Raw genomic sequence first — 23328 nt, 5'->3', positions numbered from 1 at the left:
TTTAGAGGAGCAAACAGATGCTGTTATTACCATCTCCCCAATTATTGGCGGAATTAAGTCACCTGGTTAAGGTTCGGCGGCACCAAATTCACCTATCTCAAGCGGAGTTGGCCCGAGGAATTTGTACCCAAACTACCATTAGTACCTTGGAAAATGGCACCAGTTTTTCCAAATGGGAAATTATTCCCGCGTTATTAGAACGTTTGAAAGTTGAACAACAAGAATTAGAACAAAAATTTTGTAAGCAGTATTGTTACGGAGAACGGCAGTTGCAAGCACTCGAACTAGATCTTTTTCAGTTTGAATTTAAAGAAGGAGCCCGGCGTTTAGCCCAGATTAAAGTAGAAAATCTAGATTCTAAGCAGTTATTAAGTCGTTATCATTGCTATTGCGGTTTGTTACAGTTACTCCAGCAGAGTAACTTTGAAGCTGCAATTATTTCCTTTGATCAAGCGTTAAGTTATCCCGTTAATAATCAGCTAACGTTAACCCAGGGACTGGCTTATCTGGGGGAAGCGGCCACTTATCAACGGCTTAACTTTGTAAAACGGGCTCAGCTGTCTCTACACAAGGCATTTACGCAGTTAGAATTATTGCTGCAAACGGAACAAGAAGCTTTGCTGATATTAATGAAATTTGGAATGGCCACTACGACCCTTGGTTTGATTCTCAAATTATATCCAGCAACCCAACGGATGTGTCAACAATTGCGTCGCTATTTGAAGCAACACTATTCCTATTATTGTCTAACCGACTTTTATTATCTTGAGGGGCTTGCTGTTCAAGCAACAGAGCAAAATAGTGTTGCAAGTCATCTTTTTCACCAAGCTGATCAGGTAGCGCACTTAAAAAATAACAGCAAGTTAATCCAAGTTTACGAGCTTTATCAACTAAAAAATCCCCAGCTGGATTGCTAGGGATTAACAATTACTCTTTACTTTGTTTGCCTAATTGTTTTTCGGGAATCAGTTCGTTTTTCAAGTTGGTTTTAACCACCAGAACATCACAAGTAGCGTTTCTAGTTACGTACTCCGTCACGGAACCAATCAAGAGTCGGGCCACAGCGTTTAAACCAGTTGCGCCCATGATGATTAAATCAACGTTGAGTTCTTGAGGCAATTCCTTGGCAATAATGGTTTTAGGAGAGCCATACTCAATTGAGTAATCAATGGCTTCTAATCCAGCTTCGTGGGCCGTCTGAATGTATTTTTCCAGCCGCTTTTTACTTTTATCGGTAATCTCGTCCACGATACTATTATCAAAACTGGAGACGTCTTGGTAAGCTCTAGTATCAATGGCATGAACCAAATGTAAGTGAGCTTCATTTCGTTTGGCGATGGCCACGGCCTTTTCAAAGGCTAATTCTGCACCATAGGACCCATCAACGGGGACTAGGATGTTTTTGTATTCTTGTAACATAAATAATCACCTCATTTAGATTTGTGAAGCATCTAATCAATTTAATTTTAACGCTCTTTGCCAAAAATAACAGTGACTAATGATTCATGTAAGGAATCAGCAACAATTCAGGAATTAGGCACCCGAGACAACCGCCAATTAAGGCAATTACCAAGAGGGGAATGTTATTGAGAAGAACGGCCCCAAGCGTCAATAACGCTAGGAGTAATAAGCAAATCCCGCTCACCCTTAAAATGGTTTGGAGTTTAGAGTTTTGTTCCGGATGAAAGAGTAAGAAGGGGCGGTGCTGGTGGAATAAAAAGTAGAGTCCGTTTCCCGCCAAGAGGAGGGCAAACAGTAACGCTAACAAATTAATCATGGGAATCCTCCTTTGGTTGTTGATGTTGCGCTGCCTGTAACTTGTGATATTGCTCGGCGTAGGCTCGTTCCATTTTTCCGGTTTCCTTTGGTTGGTAATACTGGGCATCTTTAATTTGATCGGGAAGATACTGCTGATTAACCCATCCGTTAGGGAAATCATGGGGATACTGGTAGCCAACGTGACCAAGCTCCTTGGCACCTTTAAAATGAGCATCACGAAGATAAGGGGGGATGGTACCGTATTTACCGGTCCGAACGTCCTTTAAAGCCGCCGCCATTGCCGCCATTGCTGAATTGGACTTAGGTGATAAAGCCAGTTCAATGATGGCGTTTGCAAGCGGAATTTGGGCTTCCGGCAAGCCCACTCGTTCCGCCGCTTGGACGGCTGCTACCGTCCGGGCGGCTGCCGCTGGATTGGCTAAGCCCACGTCTTCATAGGCAATTACCATCAGCCGTCTGATGAGGGAGGTTAGATCTCCCGCTTCAATCAACCGGGCAGCATAGTGCAAGGCAGCATTGGGATCAGAGCCGCGGATGGATTTTTGAAACGCAGAGATGACGTTATAGTGGGCATCGCCATCTTTATCCTGAGTTAGAGCTTGTTGCTGTAAGCACGCTTCCACGTCGGTTAGAGTAACGTGAATGGTTCCATCTGCTTGTTTAGGAGTGGATTTAACCGCTAATTCAAGGGCATTGAGGGCACTACGCAGATCTCCATTAGTGCGGTGCGTCAGCAGATTTTTAGCGGCCGGATCGAGTTTGACTGGTTCGCTACCTAATCCATTTGTACGATCATGTAGGGCTCGATCAATGGCCGTACTAATGTCAGCACTAGCAAGTGGATGGACGGTAAAAATTTGCGTACGGGAACGGATGGCGGGACTAATGTTAATGTAAGGATTTTCGGTTGTCGCTCCAATTAAAATGATTTGGCCACTTTCTAAGAGCGGTAAAAGGAAATCTTGCTTCGTCTTATCCAACCGGTGAATTTCATCCAGGAGTAATACGACGGTTCCACTCATCTTTGCTTCTTCGGCCACAATCTGAAGCTCTTTTTTAGTGTCAGTAGCCGCATTCAACGTTCGAAAGGCATATTGCGACGAACCAGCGATGGCACTCGCAATACTAGTTTTTCCCGTTCCTGGCGGACCATACAAAATCATTGATGACAACAGGTGGGCCTTGACCATTCGGTTAATTATTTTGCCGGGACCCACCAGTTCCGATTGCCCGACGATTTCTTCAATTTTAGTGGGGCGCATCCGATATGCTAATGGTTTTTGTTGCATAACAGCCTCGATTTCAATACTTTAATGGTGAAAGAGCCGTTGCCAAAACGATTGGCGGCTATTGGACTGTTCTTTTGGAGTTTGTTGCTGGGGAGCTTGAAAGTCAATGTTTTCAACGTTAATGGCATTAGCTGCCGCAACCACCACAGCGGCTTGGTCAGGAGCAGTTCCATAGTCATCACTGTTTTTTAGGGTGAATTTGGCGTGTAGTTCACCAGCTAGTTTCAGGTAGGGACTTTGCAAGGCGTTATCTAAATTCCCGTTGATGAGGAGGTTGTAATCAGAATGAGCCGTTAAAATTTGTCGTACTTGGTTTAAAGCGGCATCATCACTAACCGCAGAGACAGGAATCATTAGTGCAACGCGTTCGCGGAAAGTTCCAAGGTAGCGTCGTTGTTCATCCGGATTGATTTTCGGAGTTCCTCCGTTCATTGCTTGATCAAGCCGGTCTTGAACGTTATTTTCGTTAGGCATGGTAGTGGTGCTCCTTTCTTTCGTTGTTCTTTAATTGTAACATCAAATTCTAAGTAATAAAAAAGAGCGGTCTCAAGATGTAGTGCCCTATAAAAGTTGGACATGACATTATTCAGTTTTTAAGGATTTATTCCGATATTCAATCGGAGTAAGTCCTTTTTTGTTACCTGAAATTCTTTCCTTGTTAAACCATTTAACATATTCTTGGCAGACCTGCTTTAACGAAGTTAAAGAGGTCAATTTAATTCGATTTAAACATTCTCGTTTCAACAAGTTAAAAAAACTTTCAATTGGCGCATTATCAAGACAATTACCTTTCCTAGACATGCTTTGAGTTACGTGATTAGCTTTAATCCAGCTTTGATATGCTGGAATTTGATAATGAAATCCTTGATCTGAGTGAATTGTTACTTGCTTCAAGTCTTTTATTTTGATCTTAGTTTCATTTAACATTCTTTCCACTAACTGAAACCTTTCATTATTATCTGCTACTAATGAAATGACTTCACTAGAAGCTTCATCAATAATAGCCGAAATATAAGCCTTCTTACCGTCAACTAGTTGAACCTGGGTAATATCAGTGTGCAGCACTTTAAACGGTATCTTTTCACTAAAGTGTTGCTTTAATAAGTTAGGCGCAATTTTCCCCACTTTGCCACGAAACGAGCTATATCTTTTGCTGGTAGGTTTAGAATACACTTTAGTTTTAATTCCCAATTGAGTCATTAATTTTCTAACTGTTTCTGGACAAATACTAATTCCACATTTAACCAATTTCAACCAGATTCTTCTGTAACCGAAGGTTTCTAGATTTTTACTAAAAATGGATTTAATTTCTGATTTAACTTGCTGATATTTATCTGGTTGTTTGGCTCGTTTAAGATTGTAATAGAAGGTTGAGCGAGCCATTGAAAAGTAACGAAAAAGCTGTTTGAGCGAATACTTATGCCTCAAAGTATCTATGACCTGTGCTTCCAATTGTCGTTTTGTCCAATTTTTATGCCATACTCTGAGGCTAGATGTTTTTTTAAGATATCAATCTCCATCTGATTTTCATTAATTTGAGCTTTTAGCTTAGAAATTTCATCTAAATAAGCTGACTCCTTATCTTGTGATAAGGGTGAATCTTTATATTTTTTCTTCATTGATGGTCTACCATGCCTTTTCGGTAAGAGCGCCTCAGCACCAAAATGATTAAATTGATAAATCCAATTTTGTACTTGACTTTGATTGAGTTTAAATTCTAATGCTGTAAGCCGAATACTAGTTTCATGAGTTTTATAGTAGTTTACCACGCTTAATTTAAATTCTCTGGAATAAATTTTATGTGATCGATTAACTTTTAGCCCTAACGGTCCTTCCGATTTATAAATTTCGATCCATTGCAATAGATTAGTATTAGATTTGATGTTAAATTTTCTAGCGGTTTCCCTAATGGAAACCGGGTTATTCAAGTAAAATTCAACTACTTTAATTTTGAATTTTGTATCGTATTTAGTCATAAAAAATACCCCATAAAAATTAGATTTTGTCTAACTTTTATGGGGCACTACAAGAAGAGATCGCTCTTTTGACTGATTAACGGTTGTAAAATTCAACCACTAAGGAAGTGTCGATGTTAGCATTTAATTCATCTGGTTGTGGAAGTCGGGTTAAGGAACCTTCCAACTTGTCAGCATCAAATGAAACGTAAGTAGGGCGACTAACCACTGCTTCAACTGCTTCTTTGATGATGGCCATGTTCTTGGATTTTTCCCGAACGCCAACTACTTGACCAGGTTCAACTTCGTAAGAAGGAATGTCAACGCGTTTACCGTCAACCGTAATGTGACCATGGTTCACTAATTGACGTGCTTGACGCCGCGTCGTAGCTAAACCTAAACGGTAAACAACGTTATCAAGCCGTTGTTCCAACTTAATTTCGAAGTTGTCACCGTGCTTACCTTCCCGAATCTTACCCGCCTTTAAGAAGAGGGAGTAAAATTGACGTTCAGTTAGGCCGTACATGTAACGCATCTTTTGCTTTTCACGTAATTGAACACCGTATTCAGAAAGCTTTTGACGCCGACCCTGACCATGAACACCAGGTGCATAAGGACGCCGTTGTAACTCTTTACCAGTTCCCGATAAAGAAATGCCGAGTCGACGAGAAATTCGCCAACTTGGTCCAGTATATCTAGACATAATAAATCCTCCAATGAAATTATTTGGAGTAAAATAACCAAATGCACACTTAGTATTCGTGCATATCTCTCAGAACTTTCACCTCAGCAGCCGGTGGGTTACTAATTAAACTATTCTAAAGATAGCAAAGACATGTTGACGAGCTTACCGTGTGCCGCTGCATTATTTTACACAACGACGATTGTACACTGGAATCGGAACATTTGTCAACGCAGGAAACCGGATTTTCTGCAGAGGGAGGCTGCTTTTCCCGGCTTTGTTATGGTATAATCCAGAGAGACTGTAGGATTGACAGTTAGTTAACAAATTTAATTAGGTGAAGGTTGAAAATCATGCTAAACGTTATTATCGGGATTGTTATTATTATCATTGTTATTTATCTAGCCGTTGTTGTGTACCAAAGAACCCAATTAAAACGGGCTAATACCATGAGTACGGAACTTTCTCGATTGCAAAACCTATCTTTGACGGAACAAATTCAGCAGGTAAAACAACTGACCCTAACGGGAGATTCGTTGATCAAGTTTAAAGATGCTCAACAAAGTTACGAACAGGTGCATCAAGAGCAATTTCCTGCCATCGCCCAGAGCCTAACCGCCGCGGAAAGTGATGCAAAAGGAGTCAATTTTTTACAAACTCGTGATGATGTGGATACTGCGCACGCCCAGCTGGAAAAAGCGGCTACTACTCTGGATCAGGTTCAAGCAACCCTCACTAACATTCAAAAAATGGAACAAGATCACCAACAGGCGGTCGTTGATTTAGAAACTAACTACCAAAAAATCCGTAAAACCCTCTTAAATGATAATCGTCAGTATGGTCCAGCAATTGATGCTTTAGAAGGACAACTTTCATCACTTGAAGATACGTTTGCTGACTTCTCTGCTTTGACGCAACAAGGGGATCACCAAAATGCGGAAGCAATGCTTGGTGATTTAAAGAAAGCGACTACAACGTTAGAGCAAAAGATGAATTCCATTCCGGAATTATATGAACAAAATCACGTTCAATTTATTAACCAGCTGACAGAGATTGAATCGGCATACGCTAAGGCGCGGGCTGAAGGTTTTTGTTTTGTCGATGATGATTTTGCCGTAACGCTCAAGGAATTACACCAAGCAGTTCAGGATAACCTAGAAAACATTAAACACCTTGATTTAGACTTCGTTCGGGAACAAGACAATGAGATTGAGAAACGAATCAACGCCTTATACGATCGGTTAGAAGCAGAAATGAAGGCGCGCTTGTTTGTAGACAAAAAGAAGGATGTGACTGGACAGTTCATTCATCATGCCTGGAAGCAGAACCAGATGTTACTGGCTGAATTAGACCGCTTGAGTCACAATTACTCGTTAGAACACGGCGAAATTGAAAATGCAGAGCGTTTGAAAGAACAAATCAGCATGATCAACCAAAAGTATCAGTATGATTGTCAACTAATCCAGGAAAATCAGGCAGTGTTTTCACAAATTGCGACCGATTTGAGTCAGTTTAATCAATCCTTAAGTAACATTGAGAAAAAACAACGGGCTCTGAACGATTCCATCGCTGACTTGAGCGAGGAGGAAAAGCAGGCCCAGCAAACACTTGAAGATTTGTCGGCAGAATTACATGCCATTCACCGTCGGATTGAAAACTTAAATTTACCAGGGATTTCTTCTGATTATGCCGAGTACTTTGACGTGGTTAAAAACGAAGTTAAACATTTGAAAGCCACTATGAATAAGGCTAAAATCAGTATGGATGACGTTCAAAAGCAACTTGGACAAATTAAGCGTGATCGCGATCAACTACAAGCGAAAACGAGTGACCTGATTGATCAATCGTTATTGGCGGAGCAGGTCATTCAGTATGCCAATCGCTATGCGGCGACTAACCCACAGATGGCACAGGCGATTCGAAAGGCTCAGGAGCAGTTTGAACGGGATTATCGCTATGAAGACAGTTTGGCCACGATTGCGACTGCTTTAGATCAAGTTGAACCGGGAGCTTTTAATCGGATCGAAGAAAGTTACTATAAAAACAAAGCGCACGCAAATTAAACAGGAAAAAGCCAGGTCGAGAGAACGCGGCCTGGTTTCGTTTTTAAAGGAGTAATTAAGCATGATTTATTTTGATAACAGTGCGACTACCAAGGTCGATCCTGCTGTGTTGAAGACTTATGAACAGGTGAGTGAAAATTACTGGGGCAATCCCTCTAGCTTACACCGATTTGGTGAAGAAGCCGACCAACTCTTGATTCAATCCCGCCGTCAAATTGCAAGTCAGCTGGGGGTGCAACCGGCTGAGATCTTGTTTACGAGTGGAGGAACTGAAGGAGATAATTGGGTCATTAAGGGGACGGCCATGGCGAAACGCCAATTCGGGCGCCATTTGATTACAACACAGGTGGAACACGATGCGGTAAAACATTCGATGCAGCGACTCGAGGAACTCGGGTTTGAAGTTACCTATCTTCCGGTTGATGAAGAGGGACGGGTCCAGCCCGCTGATTTAAAGGCTGCGCTTCGTCCAGATACCATTCTCGTCTCCGTGATGGCGGTAAATAACGAAGTAGGAACGATTGAACCGTTGGCAGAAATTGCCAAAATTTTGCAAGACCATCCGAAGGTACATTTTCATGTGGACGCCGTGCAGGGGATTGGTAAGGGAATTCATGATCTGATTTTTAACGATCGGGTGGACTTTGTGACTTTTTCTGGCCATAAGTTTCATGCGCCACGCGGCATCGGATTTATCTATGCTCGGACTGGGAAAAAACTAACTCCCCTGTTAGACGGGGGCGGTCAGGAACGGGGACAGCGCAGTGGAACCGAAAATCTGCCGGCGATTGCAGCGATGGCTAAAGCTGTCCGGTTGTTAAAACAAAACGAGAGTCATGCAGTTGCTTTAGAACAACAACTGCGGTTGAGCTTGCGTGAATATCTGCAACAGTTTGATAAAGTTCATATCTTTTCTGGAACGGGCGACCACTTTGCCCCCCACATTCTGTGCTTTGCCATTGAAGGGGTCAAAGGGGAAACGATTGTGCATGCCTTTGAAGAGGATGGGATCTATTTGTCAACTACTAGTGCATGTTCTTCGAAAAAAGGACTTACTTCTAGTACACTAAGTGCAATGGGAATTGCTCCAGAAATTGCGCGCGGAGCGGTCCGGATTTCTTTAAGTGACCAAAATACGATGGCAGAAGGCGAACGGTTTAAACAGGTCTTTGCCACTCGTTACGAGCAATTTAAAACCTTGAGTTAAACCAGAGAAAAAGGGAAGTGACAAAATGGAATATAGTGAAATTATGGTGCGGTACGGTGAGTTATCCACGAAGGGTAAAAACCGGCGTGAATTTATTCGCCAGTTAGGCCAAAACATTCGGAACGTGTTAAAACCGTTTCCAGCGGTGGTGGTTAAGGCCCAACGTGATCGCTTGCACGTGGTACTGAATGGACAAGCGGCCCAGCCAGTGATGGATGCGTTGCAACAAATGTTTGGGATTGAAACGTTCTCACCGGTAGTTAAATTGCCAAAGGACGCCGATCTGAGTGAGATTCAACGGACGGCCGAAGCCATGATTAAAGAACAATACCAGCCCGTCCAAACCTTCAAAATTTCTACCCGCCGCCAGAATAAAAATTATCCGTTAAATACATATGGCGTTGATGACGGGGTCGGTAGTTACATTTTAAAGGTAATCGACGGGATTCAGGTTCAGATGAAAAAGCCAGACATCAATCTTCAGATTGACGTGCGGTTGAGTGGCATTTATTTGTCTAGCATTACAATTCCGGGGGCTCTGGGCTTGCCAGTTGGAACTGGTGGACGAGCCACGATGATGCTGTCAGGGGGAATTGATTCACCGGTAGCAGCTTACCTGGCCATGAAGCGGGGCGTGAAAGTGGATATGATTCACTTCTTTAGTCCACCGTATACTAGCCAGCAGGCCCTTGCCAAGGCCAAGGATTTAGCCGCTAAATTAGCTGCCTTTGGGGGAACGATTGACTTCATTCAGGTTCCCTTTACTAAAGTTCAAGAGGAAGTCAAAAAGCGGGTTCCTGAAGGCTACTTGATGACAATTCAACGCCGAATGATGCTGCGTCTGGCAGCCGCCATTACTTTGGATCGGCACTGTAATGGAGTCTTTACCGGGGAATCACTGGGACAAGTTGCTTCTCAAACGTTAGAAAGTATGCGGGCGATTAATGACGTTACGTCGTTGCCAGTTCTGCGCCCCTTACTTTCATTGGATAAAACGGAGATCATTAAAATTGCCCGTGAGATTGACACTTATGACCTGTCAATTATGCCATTTGAAGATTGCTGTACGATTTTTACACCCCCGGCTCCTAAAACTAAACCTGATTTGGATAAGACTCGTGAATTTGAAAAATTAATTGACGTGGATGGGTTAATGCAGGAGGCCTTAGCGGGAATCGAAGTCACGAAGATTAACGTGGGCGATGATTATTTGAATGCTGAAGAAGATGTTTTTGCTGAGTTACTATAAAACACGGTGAGAAAGGAACCACGATGAAAGTTAAATTAATGGATCAAACAGTTGAATTGGTGGGGAACCCACCGGTAGTTGGAGAACAATTTCCAACCTTCACGGTTCAGGATGACCAGGAACAATCAGTTACACTACAAGACTTACTGGGAAAACCCCTGGTTATCTGTGCGGTTCCGGATTTAAATACGGATGTTTGCAGCATGGAAACCAAAAAGTTTAATCAACAAGCGGATCAATTTCCGGCGGCCCGCTTTGTCACGGTTTCGAATAATTCAATTGCAGAACAAACTGATTGGTGCGCGGCCAAAGGGGTTAAAAATCTAGCTGTGTTGTCTGATGAAGAGGGAGATTTTGGTCAGGCAACCGGCTTATACATTCCTAGTTTTAAACATTTAGCCCGGGCAGTATTTGTGTTAGACGCTACGGGTAAAATCACTTATGCAGAAGTTTTAGCCCAAATTGCGGCTGAACCGGATTACAAACAGGCGCTAGCGGCTTTACAAGAATTACTGTAAAAAGTGGTTGACGAATCAACCAAAGTTCAGTATATTAATGGGCAAAAGATAAATGCTATGAACAAGAGGCAAAACAGGACTAGTTATCAGCGAGAGGGCGACGGTGTGAGGCTCTCAATGAAACTTTTTTGTGTAACTTGGGAGCAGTTGTTACGAAGTGAGTAGTGATAATCGGCATCCACCGTTATCGGATTAGAGTTGGGATTAGGTTGAGTCTAATCCAATTTAGGTGGTACCGCGAGCATTCGTCCTATTGGAGATAGGGACGAGTGCTTTTTTATTTTTGAAGGGGTGATTTTATGAGTAAGGAAACAGAAACAGCCAGCACCATGTCAACTAAATTTGATCCACAGGCTGTGGAACAAGGAATGTACCAAAAATGGTTAGATGAAGGTGTTTTTAAACCAAGTGGAGATCAAAAGGCGAAACCATATTCAATTGTTTTGCCTCCGCCTAACGTAACGGGGAAGTTACACTTGGGACATGCTTGGAATACGACGTTGCAGGACATGTTAATTCGCCAAAAACGGATGGAAGGGTACGACACATTGTGGTTACCAGGAATGGATCACGCTGGAATTGCAACGCAGGCCAAAGTTGAGGCAATGCTACAGGAACAAGGCATTTCTCGTTATGATTTAGGGCGAGAAAAGTTTATCCAACAGGTCTGGGATTGGAAGGATAAATTCGCCGCTACCATTCACGAACAGTGGGCTAAGTTAGGCCTTTCGTTGGACTACGACCGTGAAACTTTCACCCTGGATGATGGTGTTTCAAAAGCGGTTCGCAAGGTCTTTGTTGATCTGTACAATCAAGGTCTGATTTATAGGGCTAAGTACATCATCAACTGGGATCCACAAGCGCGGACGGCCTTGTCAGACATTGAGGTAGAACACAAGGACGATAAAGGGGCCTTTTACCACGTTAAATACCAATTTACGGGGGATACCACCTTTGCAGGCAAAGACTACATCGAAATTGCAACGACCCGTCCGGAAACCATGTTTGGAGACGTTGCGGTTGCAGTTAATCCAAGTGATGAGCGGTACAAAGATTTGGTTGGAAAAACCGTTATCGTACCACTAGTAAACCGGGAAATTCCCATCATCGCCGATCACTACGTTGATCCAGAATTTGGAACTGGAATGGTAAAGATCACGCCGGCGCACGATCCAAATGACTTCAAAGTAGGGAAACGGCATGATTTAGCCGAAATCAACACGATGAATGAAGATGCCACTTTAAACGAAAATGCCGGTAAGTACAACGGCATGGATCGGTTTGATGCCCGAGAAGCCATCGCCAAGGACCTTGAAAAGAGCGGCGCCATGCTTAAAGTAGATCCAATTGTTCACTCCGTTGGGCATTCCGAGAGAACTGGAGTACAAGTGGAAGCACGGTTATCAACTCAGTGGTTTGTCAAGATGAAGCCACTAGCAGAAGCCGCTTTAAAGAATCAACAAACGGATGATGCAGTGAACTTTGTTCCAGAACGTTTTGAAAAGACGTTTAGTCGCTGGATGGAAGACGTTCATGACTGGGTAATTTCGCGGCAACTCTGGTGGGGTCACCGGATTCCAGCTTGGTACAACAAGCACACCGGGGAAATGTACGTGGGAGAAACAGCCCCGAAAGACATTGAAAACTGGGATCAAGATCCTGACGTTTTAGATACCTGGTTCTCATCTGGACTATGGCCATTTACCACGATGGGATGGCCGGACACTGATTCTCACGACTTTAAGCGATATTTCCCAACCTCAACGATGGTAACGGGATATGACCTGGTCTTCTTCTGGATCTCCCGGATGATTTTCCAAAGTCTTCACTTTACTGGTCGTCGGCCCTTTAAGGATGTCTTACTCCACGGGTTGATCCGGGATGAACAGGGACGTAAGATGAGTAAGTCGCTTGGAAATGGGATTGATCCGATGGATGTAATTGATCAGTACGGGGCAGATGCACTACGGTGGTCGCTATCCACGGGAACCACACCTGGTCAAGACGAACGGTTCAGTTACGATAAGATGGACGGATCTTGGAAGTTTGTTAACAAGATTTGGAACGCAAGTCGGTACGTAATTATGAATCTCGGTGAGATGGAGAAACCAGAATTGCCAGCTGCCTCTGATTGGAACCTAGCTGACCGGTGGATCTTAGCCCGGCTTAATAAGACGGTTGCCCATGTCCGAGAAAACTACGATAAATACAACTTTGGTGAAGCAAACCGGACGCTGTACGATTTCATTTGGAATGATTTCTGTGATTGGTACATCGAAATGAGTAAGGAAACGTTGACCGGTACTGATGAACGGGCTAAGCACAACACGAGAAACGTGTTGGCATACGTCTTGGATCAATTCCTCCGGTTGTTACACCCAGTGATGCCATTTGTAACGGAAAAAATTTGGCTTTCCATGCCCCATGAAGGTCAGTCACTGGTAACGGCTGCTTATCCAGAGGTGCACCCAGAATTTACCAATGAAACGGCCCAAAGTGACATGGACCACTTGATTGAAATCATTAAGGCGGTTCGTAACATTCGGGCCGAAGCTGGGGCTCCGTTGGGGAATCCAGTTGACATCTTGATTAAAACCAACAACGATGAACTCAAACAAGTATTAGAAAATAATCGTGAATACATTGATCGGTTTGGTCACCCACAAAAGCTTGAAATTGGGGCTGACGTGGTAGCACCTAAATTAGCCATGACGGCCGTGGTTACGGATGCTGAAGTTAGCATCCCGCTTGCTGAATTAATCGACTTAAACGAAGAAGTTCAACGGTTAACTAAGGAAGTAGAAAAATTCCAATCTGAAGTGGACCGGGCTAAGCACAAGCTCGCCAACGAAAAGTTTGTGGCTAATGCTCCCAAGGCCGTAGTGGATGAGGAACGAGCTAAACAAGCTGATAATGAACAAAAATTAGCAGCTGCTAAACAGCGGTTAGCCGATGTACAAGCGGCCCTTTAAACTTAAAGAAGCAAGTCCAGAACATTCTGGGCTTGTTTTTTGTGAGGAGCAAAGCGAATGACAGATTATCAACAAGCAGTGGCTTACATTCATGGCCGTCCGCGAATTAAAAAGGAAGCCACTCAGCGACGAATCAACGAGCTCCTGCGCCGTTTAGGACATCCAGAGCAATCCATTCAAACCATTCATGTGGTCGGAACAAATGGTAAGGGTTCAGTGGTAGCCTACTTACAGCAGCTCTTGATGGAGAGCGGGTTAAAGGTAGGAGCTTTTACTTCACCGTTTATCGTGCGGTTTAACGAGCGGATTCAGATTAACCAGGTCCCAATTTCTGATGCTGAGCTGGTGCAGCTGGTGCAAAAAGTTCGCCCCGTTGTGACGGAGCTGGATCAAGAGGACTCAGAACTGGGCCCCTCTGAATTTGAATTAATTACGGCACTCATGTACCTTTATTTTCAAAAACAGCAGGTAGAGATTGCCTTAGTGGAAGCCGGAATTGGCGGACAATCAGATTCAACCAACGTTTCCGATCAAGCACTACTAACGATTGTGACTACGATTGGGATGGATCACATGCAAATTCTTGGAGATACGGTAGAAAAGATTGCTACCGATAAGGCTGGCATGATTAGAAAGCACCGGCCCACCGTGACGGGGATTCTACCGAAAGCGGCGCAGCAAGTTGTAAAAACAGTGGCTACGCGCCGCAATAGCCCACTGTTTCAGTTGGAGCATCATTTTCATTACCGGCAGCTAACGGAGCGTAGTTTTGCGTTTACGGATTGCTGGGGATCGATTGCAAGCATTAATACCAATATGATTGGAGACTTCGAAATGGAGGATGCAGCAATCGCAATTGCGGCATTTCGGACGTTAGCTTTGACCCAGTGGCAGTGGCCGATGGACCGGACCGTGCCAGTGATAGGCCAGGCGATTTCTAAAACTCGGTGGGCGGGACGGATGGAGTTACTGCAAGATCAACCACGACTGTTAATTGATGGTGCGCACAATGTTCCCGCAATTAAACGCTTACTTAAGACCTTAACTCGGTTTCCGGAACGCCGAATCAACGTTGTTTTAGCAGTTTTAGCCGATAAACAATATCAAGAGATGGTCCAGTTGCTGGCTGAGGATCCCCACATTCATTTGTACCTGACTGAATTTGCAGGAGCCAAGCAACGTCACAGTGCTGATTTTACGACGTCGTCGTTTGCCCAGTTTGGTTACATTCCGGATTGGAAACAAGCGATCCACATGGCTTTACAGCAAACTGATAATGACGGTTTAACCCTAGTGACGGGCTCACTGTTATTCATTTCCACCGTGCGGTCCTGGTGGTTGCATCGCTCAGAAAATTAAAGAATTGCTAATAATTTCAAACCCGAGCCGTAAGTGAACGCAATATGATATACTGAAATTATTAATGAGAAATTAAATATTACAATAAAGGGATGAACATTTTGTTTGGACTAGGAACTAAAAACATTGGAATTGATTTAGGGACTGCCAACACACTTGTTTACGTTGAGGGAAAGGGAATCGTTTTAAGAGAACCTTCCGTTGTGGCACGCAATGCCAAGACAAGTGAAATTGTAGCAGTTGGAAATGAAGCAGAAGAAATGCTTGGTCGTGCTCCGGCTAGTATCGAGGTTATTCGCCCAATGCGGGATGGAGTAATTGCTGACTATGATACGACGGTTGCCATGTTGAAGTACTACATTGGCAAGGCTTTGGGTAACAAGAATAGTCGTCCGTACGTAATGGTATGTGTTCCAAGTGGCATTACCACGGTGGAAAAACGGGCCGTGATTGATGCAACCCGGGTTGCCGGAGCTCGAGATGCATATGTAATGGAAGAGCCATTCGTTGCTGCCGTAGGGGCTGGTCTTCCCGTGATGGATCCAACTGGAAGCATGGTAGTTGATATTGGAGGGGGAACCACTGACGTGGCAACCCTTTCTTTGGGGGGGATTGTTTCCTCACGCTCGATTCGAATGGCTGGAGACAAGTTAGACGAAGCAATCGTGTCATACGTTCGGAAAAACTACAACCTCTTAATTGGATTGCCAACTGCGGAACAAGCCAAGATTAACATTGGTTCTGCATCCATTGAAAAAGCACGACAAATGGAAGGAGAAACCGTTCGTGGTCGTGATCTGTTGACCGGATTGCCTAAATCAACGGAAATCACAGCTGAGGACGTTGCCACCGCGATTCATGAAGGTATTTTGGAAATTATTAATGCCATCAAGGAAACGCTTGAAGCAACCTCTCCAGAAATTTCTGCAGACGTGGTTGATCATGGAATTGTCCTCACTGGTGGGGGCGCATTGATTAAGAATTTGGACGAAGTGATTGCTGATGCCACTAAGGTTCCCGTTAGTGTTGCTCAGGATCCATTGGACTGTGTTGCCATTGGAACCGGTGAATCACTCAAGAGCATGGAAGTCATGAAGAAAAAATAAAACAAATAAGCGGGCGTGCCCGCTTATTTGTTTTATCGAATTGAATGGGAGATTGATATGCATAAGCTTTTTTCCAGCCGAAACCTGGTTATTTTGGTAATTTGCTTAGTTTTAAGCATTGGACTAATTACTGGGACGGTGGCCATTCGGAATAAACGGGCAACGCCCCCAATCATTCAGAGAATTGGCAACGATATTGTTGGATTAGGGAATCAAACGTTAGGTTTTCCCGTTGGAATTGTTGATGGTTTTTTTGCTAATACCAATGATTTGCTTAACACTTACCATGAAAACCAAATTTTAAAGAGTAAGGTTAATCAGGTCGAAGCCACCCAAACGAAGAATGCGGCTTTGAGTTCAGAAAACCAACAGTTAAAACGACAACTAAAAATGGATAAGACGCTAACGGACTACACCAAGGTGAGCGCGAGCGTGATTGCTCGGACTCCGTCTAATTGGCAACAACAGCTAGTAATTAATAAGGGAAAACAGGCCGGGATTCAAAAAAACATGCCGGTCATGGTGAACCAAGGTTTAATTGGAAGAATTAGTGAAGTTAATGATACTAACAGTAAGGTGGAATTGATTACTGATAGTGGTGACGGAGCGAACCGTTTTGCCGTGGAGGTTGCTGGAGAAAAAGGTCCAGTTGATGGTTTGATTTCTGGTTACAATAATGCCAATAACGAACTTGAGATGGGGAGCCTAACTTCAAAGGATAAAATTAAAAAGGGTGCTAAAGTCATGACCAACGGACTGGGTGGTACCACTCCGAAAGGATTATATGTCGGGAAGGTAACGGGAATTTCTGGAGCTGCCAATGGAATTTCCGAACAAATTAACATTAAACCGGCTGCTGATACTCGTAGTATTGATGTCGTATTCGTCCTAGGAAAGAAATAGGAGGCAGTGATGAGGAGAAAACGGCAACATCATATTTTGTTTCCGCTTGGAGTGATAATCGCTTTCATTTTTGAAGGATCAATTATGCACTTTTTTTCTGGACTGTTGGCCGGAACTTTTCCAATGGTTCCTTATTTAACCCTATTGTGGTTTGTCTATGCCATTTTGTTTGTGAATGATTTGACCCAACTTCATCTTTATTGGTGGGCGTTTGGGGTTGGCATTGTCTACGATTTGTATTACATTGGGGTGCTTGGAATTTATACCTTTTTGTTTCCCTTGATTGTATACGTAACCAAATTACTGAAAAGTTACTTTGAAGCCAACGTGGTGAGCGGAACATTCTTTTATCTAATTGATTTAATTATTGTGTTAGTATTAGGTTATGCAGCGGGGCGGATGGCGCATCTGGTTTATTTTTCTGGAATGCATTTTATGGCCTTCGCCTTTGGTCCGACGATTTTACTGAATCTTATCATCTTTTTATTGTTGTACTATCCAGTGAGTCTGTTGTTTGACCAATATCGATCATAGGAGTTTTCAACGTATGAAAAGTGTGATTTTAAAGGGAACCCAATCAGGGTTTCAAGTTACAATTAACGATGAAGCTGATTTTCAGCAAGCTCTCCAGGAGTTTCAGGATCTGATGACCCAGTTAGCCACGAAAAATAGAGAGTCTGCAGAAACAGAGCTTAAGTTTACCATTTTATCTGGTAATCGGGCTTTATCAGCTGACCAAAAACAGACGTTACGAAACATTGTCAATAAATACGGTAATCTGGTAATCACGGCATTTAAAGCCGACGTGATGTCAAATGATGAGGCCTACCATCTACGTGACGAAAATCGGGTGACGATTATTGATCAAACCATTCGAAATGGTCAAGATCTCCGGGTAAAGGGGGATGTGCTCTTTTTGGGTTCAATCCACCAAGGAGGGCGGTTGATTACTAATGGGAATCTGTTTAGCATGGGTAAAATCAAGGGAATTGTCCACGTGGGCTTTCCAGTCGATGAGAGTAAATTAGCCATCGGTGATTTTCACGAAGCTCAGCAAGTGCGGATTGGAGAACAGATTGAAATCATTGCCGATCAACGGCACCCTGTTTCAGCAGATGTTCGGACCGTCATTCACGTTAATGATTTACACAGCATTGATTACAGTAATTTGGATAACATTAAAGCAATTAGTCCAAAATTCTTTAGTAGAATTGGAGGAATTTAACGATGGGTGAAGCAATTGTAATCACATCTGGAAAAGGTGGGGTTGGAAAGACGACCACGACTGCCAACCTAGGGACGGCCTTAGCCCTGATGGGGAAAAAGGTGTGCCTTTTAGACCTGGATATTGGGTTACGGAATCTTGATGTGGTGTTAGGGCTTGATAATCGAATTATGTATGACATTGTGGACGTTGCTACGGGGCGGGTTCCTTTGTTTAAAGCCTTGATTAAGGATAAGCGATTTGATGGTAATCTTTACCTGCTTCCAGCGGCGCAAAACACAGATAAAAGTGCCCTAATGGAGGAAGAAGTTAAAAACATTGTTGATGAATTAAAGCCACAGTTTGACTATGTTTTGATTGACTGTCCAGCCGGGATTGAACAAGGATTTTTAAATGCCGTGGCTGGTGCTGACAGTGCCATTATTGTCACAACTCCCGAAATTTCTGCCGTTCGAGATGCCGATCGAGTGGTGGGCTTGTTAGAAAAACATCCGCTTAAAGAAGAACCACGCTTAATCATCAACCGAATTCGGCCCAACATGATGGATAACGGTGACGTAATGGATGTCGACGAAATTACTCACCATTTAGGGGTGAAATTACTTGGAATTGTGATTGATGATGATGATGTGATTAAAACATCAAATCACGGCGAACCAATTGTGTTGAGTTCTGATAATGTTGCAGCTAAAAGTTATCAAAATATCGCTCGGCGAGTAATGGGTGAAACGGTTCCACTGATGCCTCTGAAACAGGCCAAACCTAGTTTTTGGGATCGACTAAAGCACTTATTCAAGTAGACAATCACAACCCTTAGGAAATTTCTAAGGGTTTTTTTATTGGAGGACGTATGCAAAAGAAAACGGCACGAATTCACTTTAACCAGCAACCGGGGGCAAAATTTAAAACGACTACGGTGGCGATCGACTTCGTGGAACCCTTAGAACACCATAATCTAGAAAAGCGGGTTCTCCTAGCGGAGTTAATGGAAAATTACAGTCAAAAATATGCTAGTAAATTGCAAGTGGCACAACGTTTGGCTGAGTTATACGGAACTCAATTTGGAACATCGGTCTTTCGAACGGGGCACCAAGCAGTCCTTCGCTTCTTAATTAGTTTTGCAGATGAACGCTATTTGCCTCATCAAACGGATGTTACAACGGCGGTGAGTGCTTTTTTGAGCGAGATGATTTTCCATCCCTTAATTAGGAAGGGAGAATTTCCTCAGGCATGGTTCCAATTACACCAGCAAAACGTGGTTGATTACGTCCGCAACCTTGATGATGATAAGAAGTACTACGCCGGTCGACAGTTACAGTCGTTGTATTTTACGGAAACGCCGGACCAGGGACAAAGCATCCTGGGCGATGTGACACGTTTACAGAGTTTAACCAGTGCTGAAGTGGCTGCTTACTATCATGAATTACTAGCAACTAATGAAGTTTATATTTCTGCTTTAGGGACGTCGGCAACCCCCGTGGTTCAGCAATTGCAGGAGCAGTTTGCTGGACTACATCAACAAGTTGAAGCTGCGCCGGTCTCGTTACAATGGCAAGCTCCTCAGGAAATGCACACAAAAGTCGAAGAGGTGGAGCAACAACAGTCACTGTACCAACAAGCCTATGCTTGTCCAGTTTTACGGACGGATGCAGAATATTATGCGGCGTTAGTTCTAAATGGTTTATGGGGTGGAACGGCGAGTTCACTCATGTTTCGTGACATTCGGGAACGAGATAGTTTGGTTTATTACATTAATAGTAACTATAATCCGACGGTTGGAGTGATTACAGTTCAGAGTGGCATTGATGGAGAAAATCAACCTCGAGTGCAAAGTTTAATTCAGGCAGAGCTTCAGCGGTTGATCGAAGCAGATTATCAGGATGCCGATCTTAATCAAGTAAAACAGGTATTAATTTCAGGTCTGAAAAGTCGATCCGATAGTCCCCGGCGTTTGCTTAACCAACAATTCTTGCAACAAATGCTAGGTTATGATGAAAAAGCGGACTGGCAAACTCAGATTAAACACGTTTCTAAGGCCGAAATTAGTGCAGTTGCCCAAAAATTGCAACTGCGGGCAACCTTCTTTTTGAAAGGAGCATCTCATGCACCAAAAACACTATAAACAGTATGATGAAGTGGTTGAAACCACCCGCTTAGCCAACGGGATGGAGGTGATTGTGAACCCCAAGCCACGCTTTAATTCAACCTATGCAATGTTAACGACAAACTTTGGGTCGATTGATGTGCGACTAGCCAATCGCTCCGTTCCAGCGGGAATTGCACACTTTATGGAACACAAACTTTTTGATAAGCAGCATTACGATTCCAGTGACCACTATGCTGCTTTAGGAGCAAGTGATAACGCCTTTACGAGCTTTACCCAGACTAGTTATTTGTTTACAGCAACGGATAACGTGCTAGCAAATTTACGCGTGCTTTTGGATTTGGTTTATCATCCGTTCTTTAGTCCGGAGAAGATTGCCAAGGAGCAGGGGATCATTGGCCAAGAAATTTTGATGTATCAAGATGATCCTAACTCACGGATCTACTTTGATACGATTGCCAATTTGTACTCACACTCACCCTTGAGTGCGGACATTGCGGGAGATATCGATTCGATTGCTCAAATTACGGAAGCCGATTTATATGCGACCTACCGGCAGTATTATCAACCAGGAAACTTAACCTTGACCGTGTGTGGACCGATTACCCTTGCCGAAATGTTACCAGTGTTACACGAATTACCAGCTACAAGCGCGAACCCAGCAGAATTACGGCGACTGCAGCAACAGACGAAGCGTGACATCCAAAATAGTACGGTAGTTCCAGCAACGACAACCACGTTAGCAGTTACTACCCCTAAAGCAGCGCTGGGATACAGGGGACCTGCTCCGGTAGTTCGAGGGCGCGAGTTTGCTAAACAAGAATTGGCCTTTGGAATCTTTTTGCAGTTGCTGTTTTCTGAGGATTCAGATATCTATCAAAATCTATACCAAACGGGGATTATCAACGACTCCTTTGGATTTGACTTTGAGATGGAAGCGGACTACCATTTCTTAATTTTAGCGTTAGATACTGATCATCCAGACCGCTTTTTCACGACCATTCCAGCCGTGATTCAAAAAGCCCTTCAGGAACCCCAACGGTTAGCCCGTCAGTTTAAACTGATTCAAAATGAGGAACTAGGGGCAAGAATCACCCAAATGAATTCTGTAACTGGGACGGCTAATCAATTAGGAACCACCTTGGATGGATATACGAATCTCTTTGATGAGATCGAAATTATTAACCAGTTAGACTTACCAACGGTGCTGCAAATCGCGCAAACTTTCTTTCAAGCCAGTCAAAAAACGACTAATTTGATCAAGTAGTGGGCGTGTTTTCCCGGTTAGTGGTGTGATATACTGACAGTAAATTAAGAATTGGAGTTGAAAAAATGAGCGAAGCAAACGAGAATAAGCAAACGACGGATGCCGGAATTGGAGCTCAGTTAAAGACGGCCCGGGAGCAAGCCGGTCTTTCCCTTGATGAACTGCAAAAACAGACCAAAATTCAAAAACGCTATTTAACGGCGATTGAAAATGGTGATTTTGCGGCTCTGCCAGGTCAATTTTACGTTCGGGCGTTTGTAAAACAATACGCGAATGCCGTCGGGTTAAATGGAGAACAATTTTTAACTGATTCCCACTTAACGACTCCAACGGTTGATCCAGAAGCAGATTCATTACAGAACACCCAACCAGCTGAGGATGATAATCGGACTACCAGTCATGCAAACAATCCAACCCTGTCTCAAAGTAAGAAGCAGCTTGACAAACAAAAGTTAATTCCACTGGTCGGTTTAGTAGTTGTTGTGATTGTCATTATTGGGATTGTGCTGTTTGCAGTTGCAAAAACGAAGCAAGATAGTAGTACCACGGCCCCCAAAAATGCCAAAGTGACAGTCACTAATGATGATGCTAAAAAGAAAAAGACCAAGAAAACGAACCAGGCTAACAAAAATAACCTAAAAGAAGGCCAAACGGAGATTAAGCAGGTTGCTAATAGCACCAGCGACTTTACCGTTAAAACCGGAAATGCAACTTCTAAGTTAGACCTAGGTGCAAGTCAAGCAACTACGATGACGGTTAAGCTAGACGGAAAAGAAGTCTTTAATGGAGCGGTAAACCAAAATGAAGGCCACCAGGTGGAGATTCCTAAAAATACCAAGGAAGTTAACATTCACATGGTAAATGCCCCCATTTCAAGCGTGAAGTTAAACGACCAACAGGTGATGCTGCCCCAACCAGCCGCTGGTCAAGATGCTAACCAACGAGATATGAACCTTAAATTTGAAGAATAGCAGCAAAATGGCGGCCTGTGTAACAACAGGGCGTTATTTTGCTTTGAGGAGGATTTTTCATGAATTTGCCAAATAAATTAACCATGTTTCGGATTATCTTGATTCCGATTTTCTTATTGTTATTAGCTTTGCCAGTTAGCATGGGGGGAGTCGTGGTTGCTGGTACGATGATTCCGGTGAACCAACTAATTGCTGCGCTCGTGTTCATTGTGGCCGCTTTGACTGATTTTTTGGATGGACAAATTGCCCGGCGTGATCACCTAGTTACGAACTTCGGGAAGTTTGCCGATCCATTAGCCGATAAAATGATTGTAATGTCCGCCTTCATCATGTTGGTGGGGGTTGGGGATAATAACGTGGCAGCTTGGATTGCCGCAGTGATTGTTTGCCGAGAGCTAGCCGTGACCGGATTACGGTTGATCATTGTTCAAAACGATGGTCAGGTGGTTGCTGCTGATTGGTCAGGAAAGGTGAAAACCTTCTTTGAAATGATTAGTGTGATTATTTTACTGTTAAATAACGTTTTCTTTAACAACTTGAATCTTCCAGTGGGACAATTTTGCTTGTATGTGGCCTTAATTGCTGCTGTCTACTCTGGAATTGAATACTTCGTGAAGAATCGGCAGGTCTTTGCCGATTCCTTTTAAATGTCCAAGAATCAATGTAATTAGAGAAGGAT

23 protein-coding genes and 1 other annotated feature are annotated in these 23328 nt (G+C 43.4%); of the genes, 16 read left to right on the top strand and 7 right to left on the bottom strand.

What is annotated here, in order from left to right; all coding sequences use genetic code 11:
- The first annotated feature begins 17 nt into the window (after nucleotides 1–17).
- Complete coding sequence (locus tag M3M39_RS06210; RefSeq protein WP_252796990.1) at nucleotides 18–917, top strand: helix-turn-helix domain-containing protein; 900 nt, start codon at nucleotides 18–20, stop codon at nucleotides 915–917.
- Nucleotides 918–927: 10 nt separating this feature from the next.
- Here M3M39_RS06210 and M3M39_RS06205 read toward each other — a convergent pair whose 3' ends face one another.
- The 7 genes from M3M39_RS06205 to rpsD all read right to left on the bottom strand — a co-directional run bounded on the left by M3M39_RS06205 (nucleotide 928) and on the right by rpsD (nucleotide 5726).
- Entirely contained in the window at nucleotides 928–1419 is a 492-nt protein-coding gene (locus tag M3M39_RS06205) for a universal stress protein (RefSeq protein ID WP_252796989.1), read from the bottom strand.
- A gap of 76 nt (nucleotides 1420–1495) precedes the next feature.
- The gene (locus M3M39_RS06200) at nucleotides 1496–1777 is read right to left on the bottom strand and encodes a hypothetical protein (RefSeq protein ID WP_252796988.1); all 282 of its coding nucleotides are present in this window, start codon (nucleotides 1775–1777) and stop codon (nucleotides 1496–1498) included.
- Nucleotides 1770–3068 (bottom strand): replication-associated recombination protein A, encoded by a 1299-nt coding sequence (locus tag M3M39_RS06195; RefSeq protein ID WP_252796987.1) that lies wholly within the window; start codon nucleotides 3066–3068, stop codon nucleotides 1770–1772. Before M3M39_RS06195 ends, M3M39_RS06200 begins: the two co-directional genes overlap by 8 nt.
- Nucleotides 3069–3089: 21 nt before the next feature.
- Nucleotides 3090–3542 carry a YueI family protein gene (locus M3M39_RS06190; RefSeq protein ID WP_252796986.1) on the bottom strand — a complete coding sequence of 151 codons (453 nt, stop codon included), beginning with the start codon at nucleotides 3540–3542 and terminating at the stop codon, nucleotides 3090–3092.
- A gap of 108 nt (nucleotides 3543–3650) precedes the next feature.
- Nucleotides 3651–4496 carry an IS3 family transposase gene (locus M3M39_RS06185; RefSeq protein WP_252797956.1) on the bottom strand — a complete coding sequence of 282 codons (846 nt, stop codon included), beginning with the start codon at nucleotides 4494–4496 and terminating at the stop codon, nucleotides 3651–3653.
- A gap of 5 nt (nucleotides 4497–4501) precedes the next feature.
- Nucleotides 4502–5044 (bottom strand): helix-turn-helix domain-containing protein, encoded by a 543-nt coding sequence (locus M3M39_RS06180; protein ID WP_252796985.1) that lies wholly within the window; start codon nucleotides 5042–5044, stop codon nucleotides 4502–4504.
- Nucleotides 5045–5120: 76 nt separating this feature from the next.
- Entirely contained in the window at nucleotides 5121–5726 is a 606-nt protein-coding gene (gene rpsD / locus M3M39_RS06175; RefSeq protein WP_252796984.1) for a 30S ribosomal protein S4, read from the bottom strand.
- Nucleotides 5727–6058: 332 nt separating this feature from the next.
- On the opposite strand from rpsD, the gene ezrA reads away from it, so the two are divergent.
- The 15 genes from ezrA to pgsA all read left to right on the top strand — a co-directional run bounded on the left by ezrA (nucleotide 6059) and on the right by pgsA (nucleotide 23296).
- The gene (gene ezrA, locus M3M39_RS06170; protein ID WP_252796983.1) at nucleotides 6059–7768 is read left to right on the top strand and encodes a septation ring formation regulator EzrA; all 1710 of its coding nucleotides are present in this window, start codon (nucleotides 6059–6061) and stop codon (nucleotides 7766–7768) included.
- Between the two features lie 61 nt (nucleotides 7769–7829).
- Nucleotides 7830–8975, top strand: coding sequence for a cysteine desulfurase family protein (locus M3M39_RS06165; RefSeq protein WP_252796982.1), 1146 nt, complete (start codon nucleotides 7830–7832; stop codon nucleotides 8973–8975).
- Nucleotides 8976–9000: 25 nt separating this feature from the next.
- Nucleotides 9001–10224, top strand: a complete 1224-nt coding sequence (gene thiI / locus M3M39_RS06160) for a tRNA uracil 4-sulfurtransferase ThiI (protein ID WP_252796981.1) — start codon at nucleotides 9001–9003, stop codon at nucleotides 10222–10224.
- A 23-nt stretch (nucleotides 10225–10247) separates the two neighbouring features.
- A complete protein-coding gene (gene tpx, locus M3M39_RS06155) occupies nucleotides 10248–10742 on the top strand; it encodes a thiol peroxidase (RefSeq protein WP_252796980.1) in 495 nt (164 codons plus the stop codon).
- Nucleotides 10743–10790: 48 nt separating this feature from the next.
- Nucleotides 10791–10998 (top strand) — a binding site (T-box leader).
- A gap of 43 nt (nucleotides 10999–11041) precedes the next feature.
- Nucleotides 11042–13714, top strand: a complete 2673-nt coding sequence (locus M3M39_RS06150; protein ID WP_252796979.1) for a valine--tRNA ligase — start codon at nucleotides 11042–11044, stop codon at nucleotides 13712–13714.
- A gap of 57 nt (nucleotides 13715–13771) precedes the next feature.
- Nucleotides 13772–15073 (top strand): bifunctional folylpolyglutamate synthase/dihydrofolate synthase, encoded by a 1302-nt coding sequence (locus tag M3M39_RS06145; RefSeq protein WP_252796978.1) that lies wholly within the window; start codon nucleotides 13772–13774, stop codon nucleotides 15071–15073.
- Nucleotides 15074–15174: 101 nt separating this feature from the next.
- Nucleotides 15175–16179: a rod shape-determining protein gene (locus M3M39_RS06140; RefSeq protein WP_274705500.1), complete on the top strand. Its 1005-nt coding sequence runs from the start codon at nucleotides 15175–15177 to the stop codon at nucleotides 16177–16179.
- A gap of 57 nt (nucleotides 16180–16236) precedes the next feature.
- On the top strand, nucleotides 16237–17082 hold the full coding sequence (gene mreC, locus M3M39_RS06135; RefSeq protein ID WP_252796976.1) for a rod shape-determining protein MreC: 846 nt from the start codon (nucleotides 16237–16239) through the stop codon (nucleotides 17080–17082).
- Nucleotides 17083–17091: 9 nt separating this feature from the next.
- Nucleotides 17092–17616 (top strand): rod shape-determining protein MreD, encoded by a 525-nt coding sequence (mreD, locus tag M3M39_RS06130; RefSeq protein ID WP_252796975.1) that lies wholly within the window; start codon nucleotides 17092–17094, stop codon nucleotides 17614–17616.
- Between the two features lie 13 nt (nucleotides 17617–17629).
- Complete coding sequence (locus M3M39_RS06125) at nucleotides 17630–18307, top strand: septum site-determining protein MinC (RefSeq protein WP_252796974.1); 678 nt, start codon at nucleotides 17630–17632, stop codon at nucleotides 18305–18307.
- 2 nt (nucleotides 18308–18309) lie between these two features.
- Nucleotides 18310–19107, top strand: a complete 798-nt coding sequence (minD, locus tag M3M39_RS06120) for a septum site-determining protein MinD (protein ID WP_252796973.1) — start codon at nucleotides 18310–18312, stop codon at nucleotides 19105–19107.
- A 50-nt stretch (nucleotides 19108–19157) separates the two neighbouring features.
- The gene (gene yfmF, locus M3M39_RS06115; protein WP_252796972.1) at nucleotides 19158–20429 is read left to right on the top strand and encodes an EF-P 5-aminopentanol modification-associated protein YfmF; all 1272 of its coding nucleotides are present in this window, start codon (nucleotides 19158–19160) and stop codon (nucleotides 20427–20429) included.
- Nucleotides 20410–21678: an EF-P 5-aminopentanol modification-associated protein YfmH gene (gene yfmH / locus M3M39_RS06110; RefSeq protein WP_252796971.1), complete on the top strand. Its 1269-nt coding sequence runs from the start codon at nucleotides 20410–20412 to the stop codon at nucleotides 21676–21678. The genes yfmF and yfmH overlap by 20 nt, the downstream gene beginning before the upstream one ends.
- A gap of 65 nt (nucleotides 21679–21743) precedes the next feature.
- Nucleotides 21744–22649 carry a helix-turn-helix domain-containing protein gene (locus tag M3M39_RS06105; RefSeq protein ID WP_252796970.1) on the top strand — a complete coding sequence of 302 codons (906 nt, stop codon included), beginning with the start codon at nucleotides 21744–21746 and terminating at the stop codon, nucleotides 22647–22649.
- Nucleotides 22650–22708: 59 nt separating this feature from the next.
- Nucleotides 22709–23296 carry a CDP-diacylglycerol--glycerol-3-phosphate 3-phosphatidyltransferase gene (pgsA, locus tag M3M39_RS06100; protein ID WP_252796969.1) on the top strand — a complete coding sequence of 196 codons (588 nt, stop codon included), beginning with the start codon at nucleotides 22709–22711 and terminating at the stop codon, nucleotides 23294–23296.
- Nucleotides 23297–23328: the final 32 nt, after the last annotated feature.

Source organism: Fructilactobacillus hinvesii (assembly GCF_024029435.1).
Lineage (GTDB): Bacteria > Bacillota > Bacilli > Lactobacillales > Lactobacillaceae > Fructilactobacillus > Fructilactobacillus hinvesii.
This window is presented reverse-complemented; position numbering and strand designations above follow the sequence as displayed.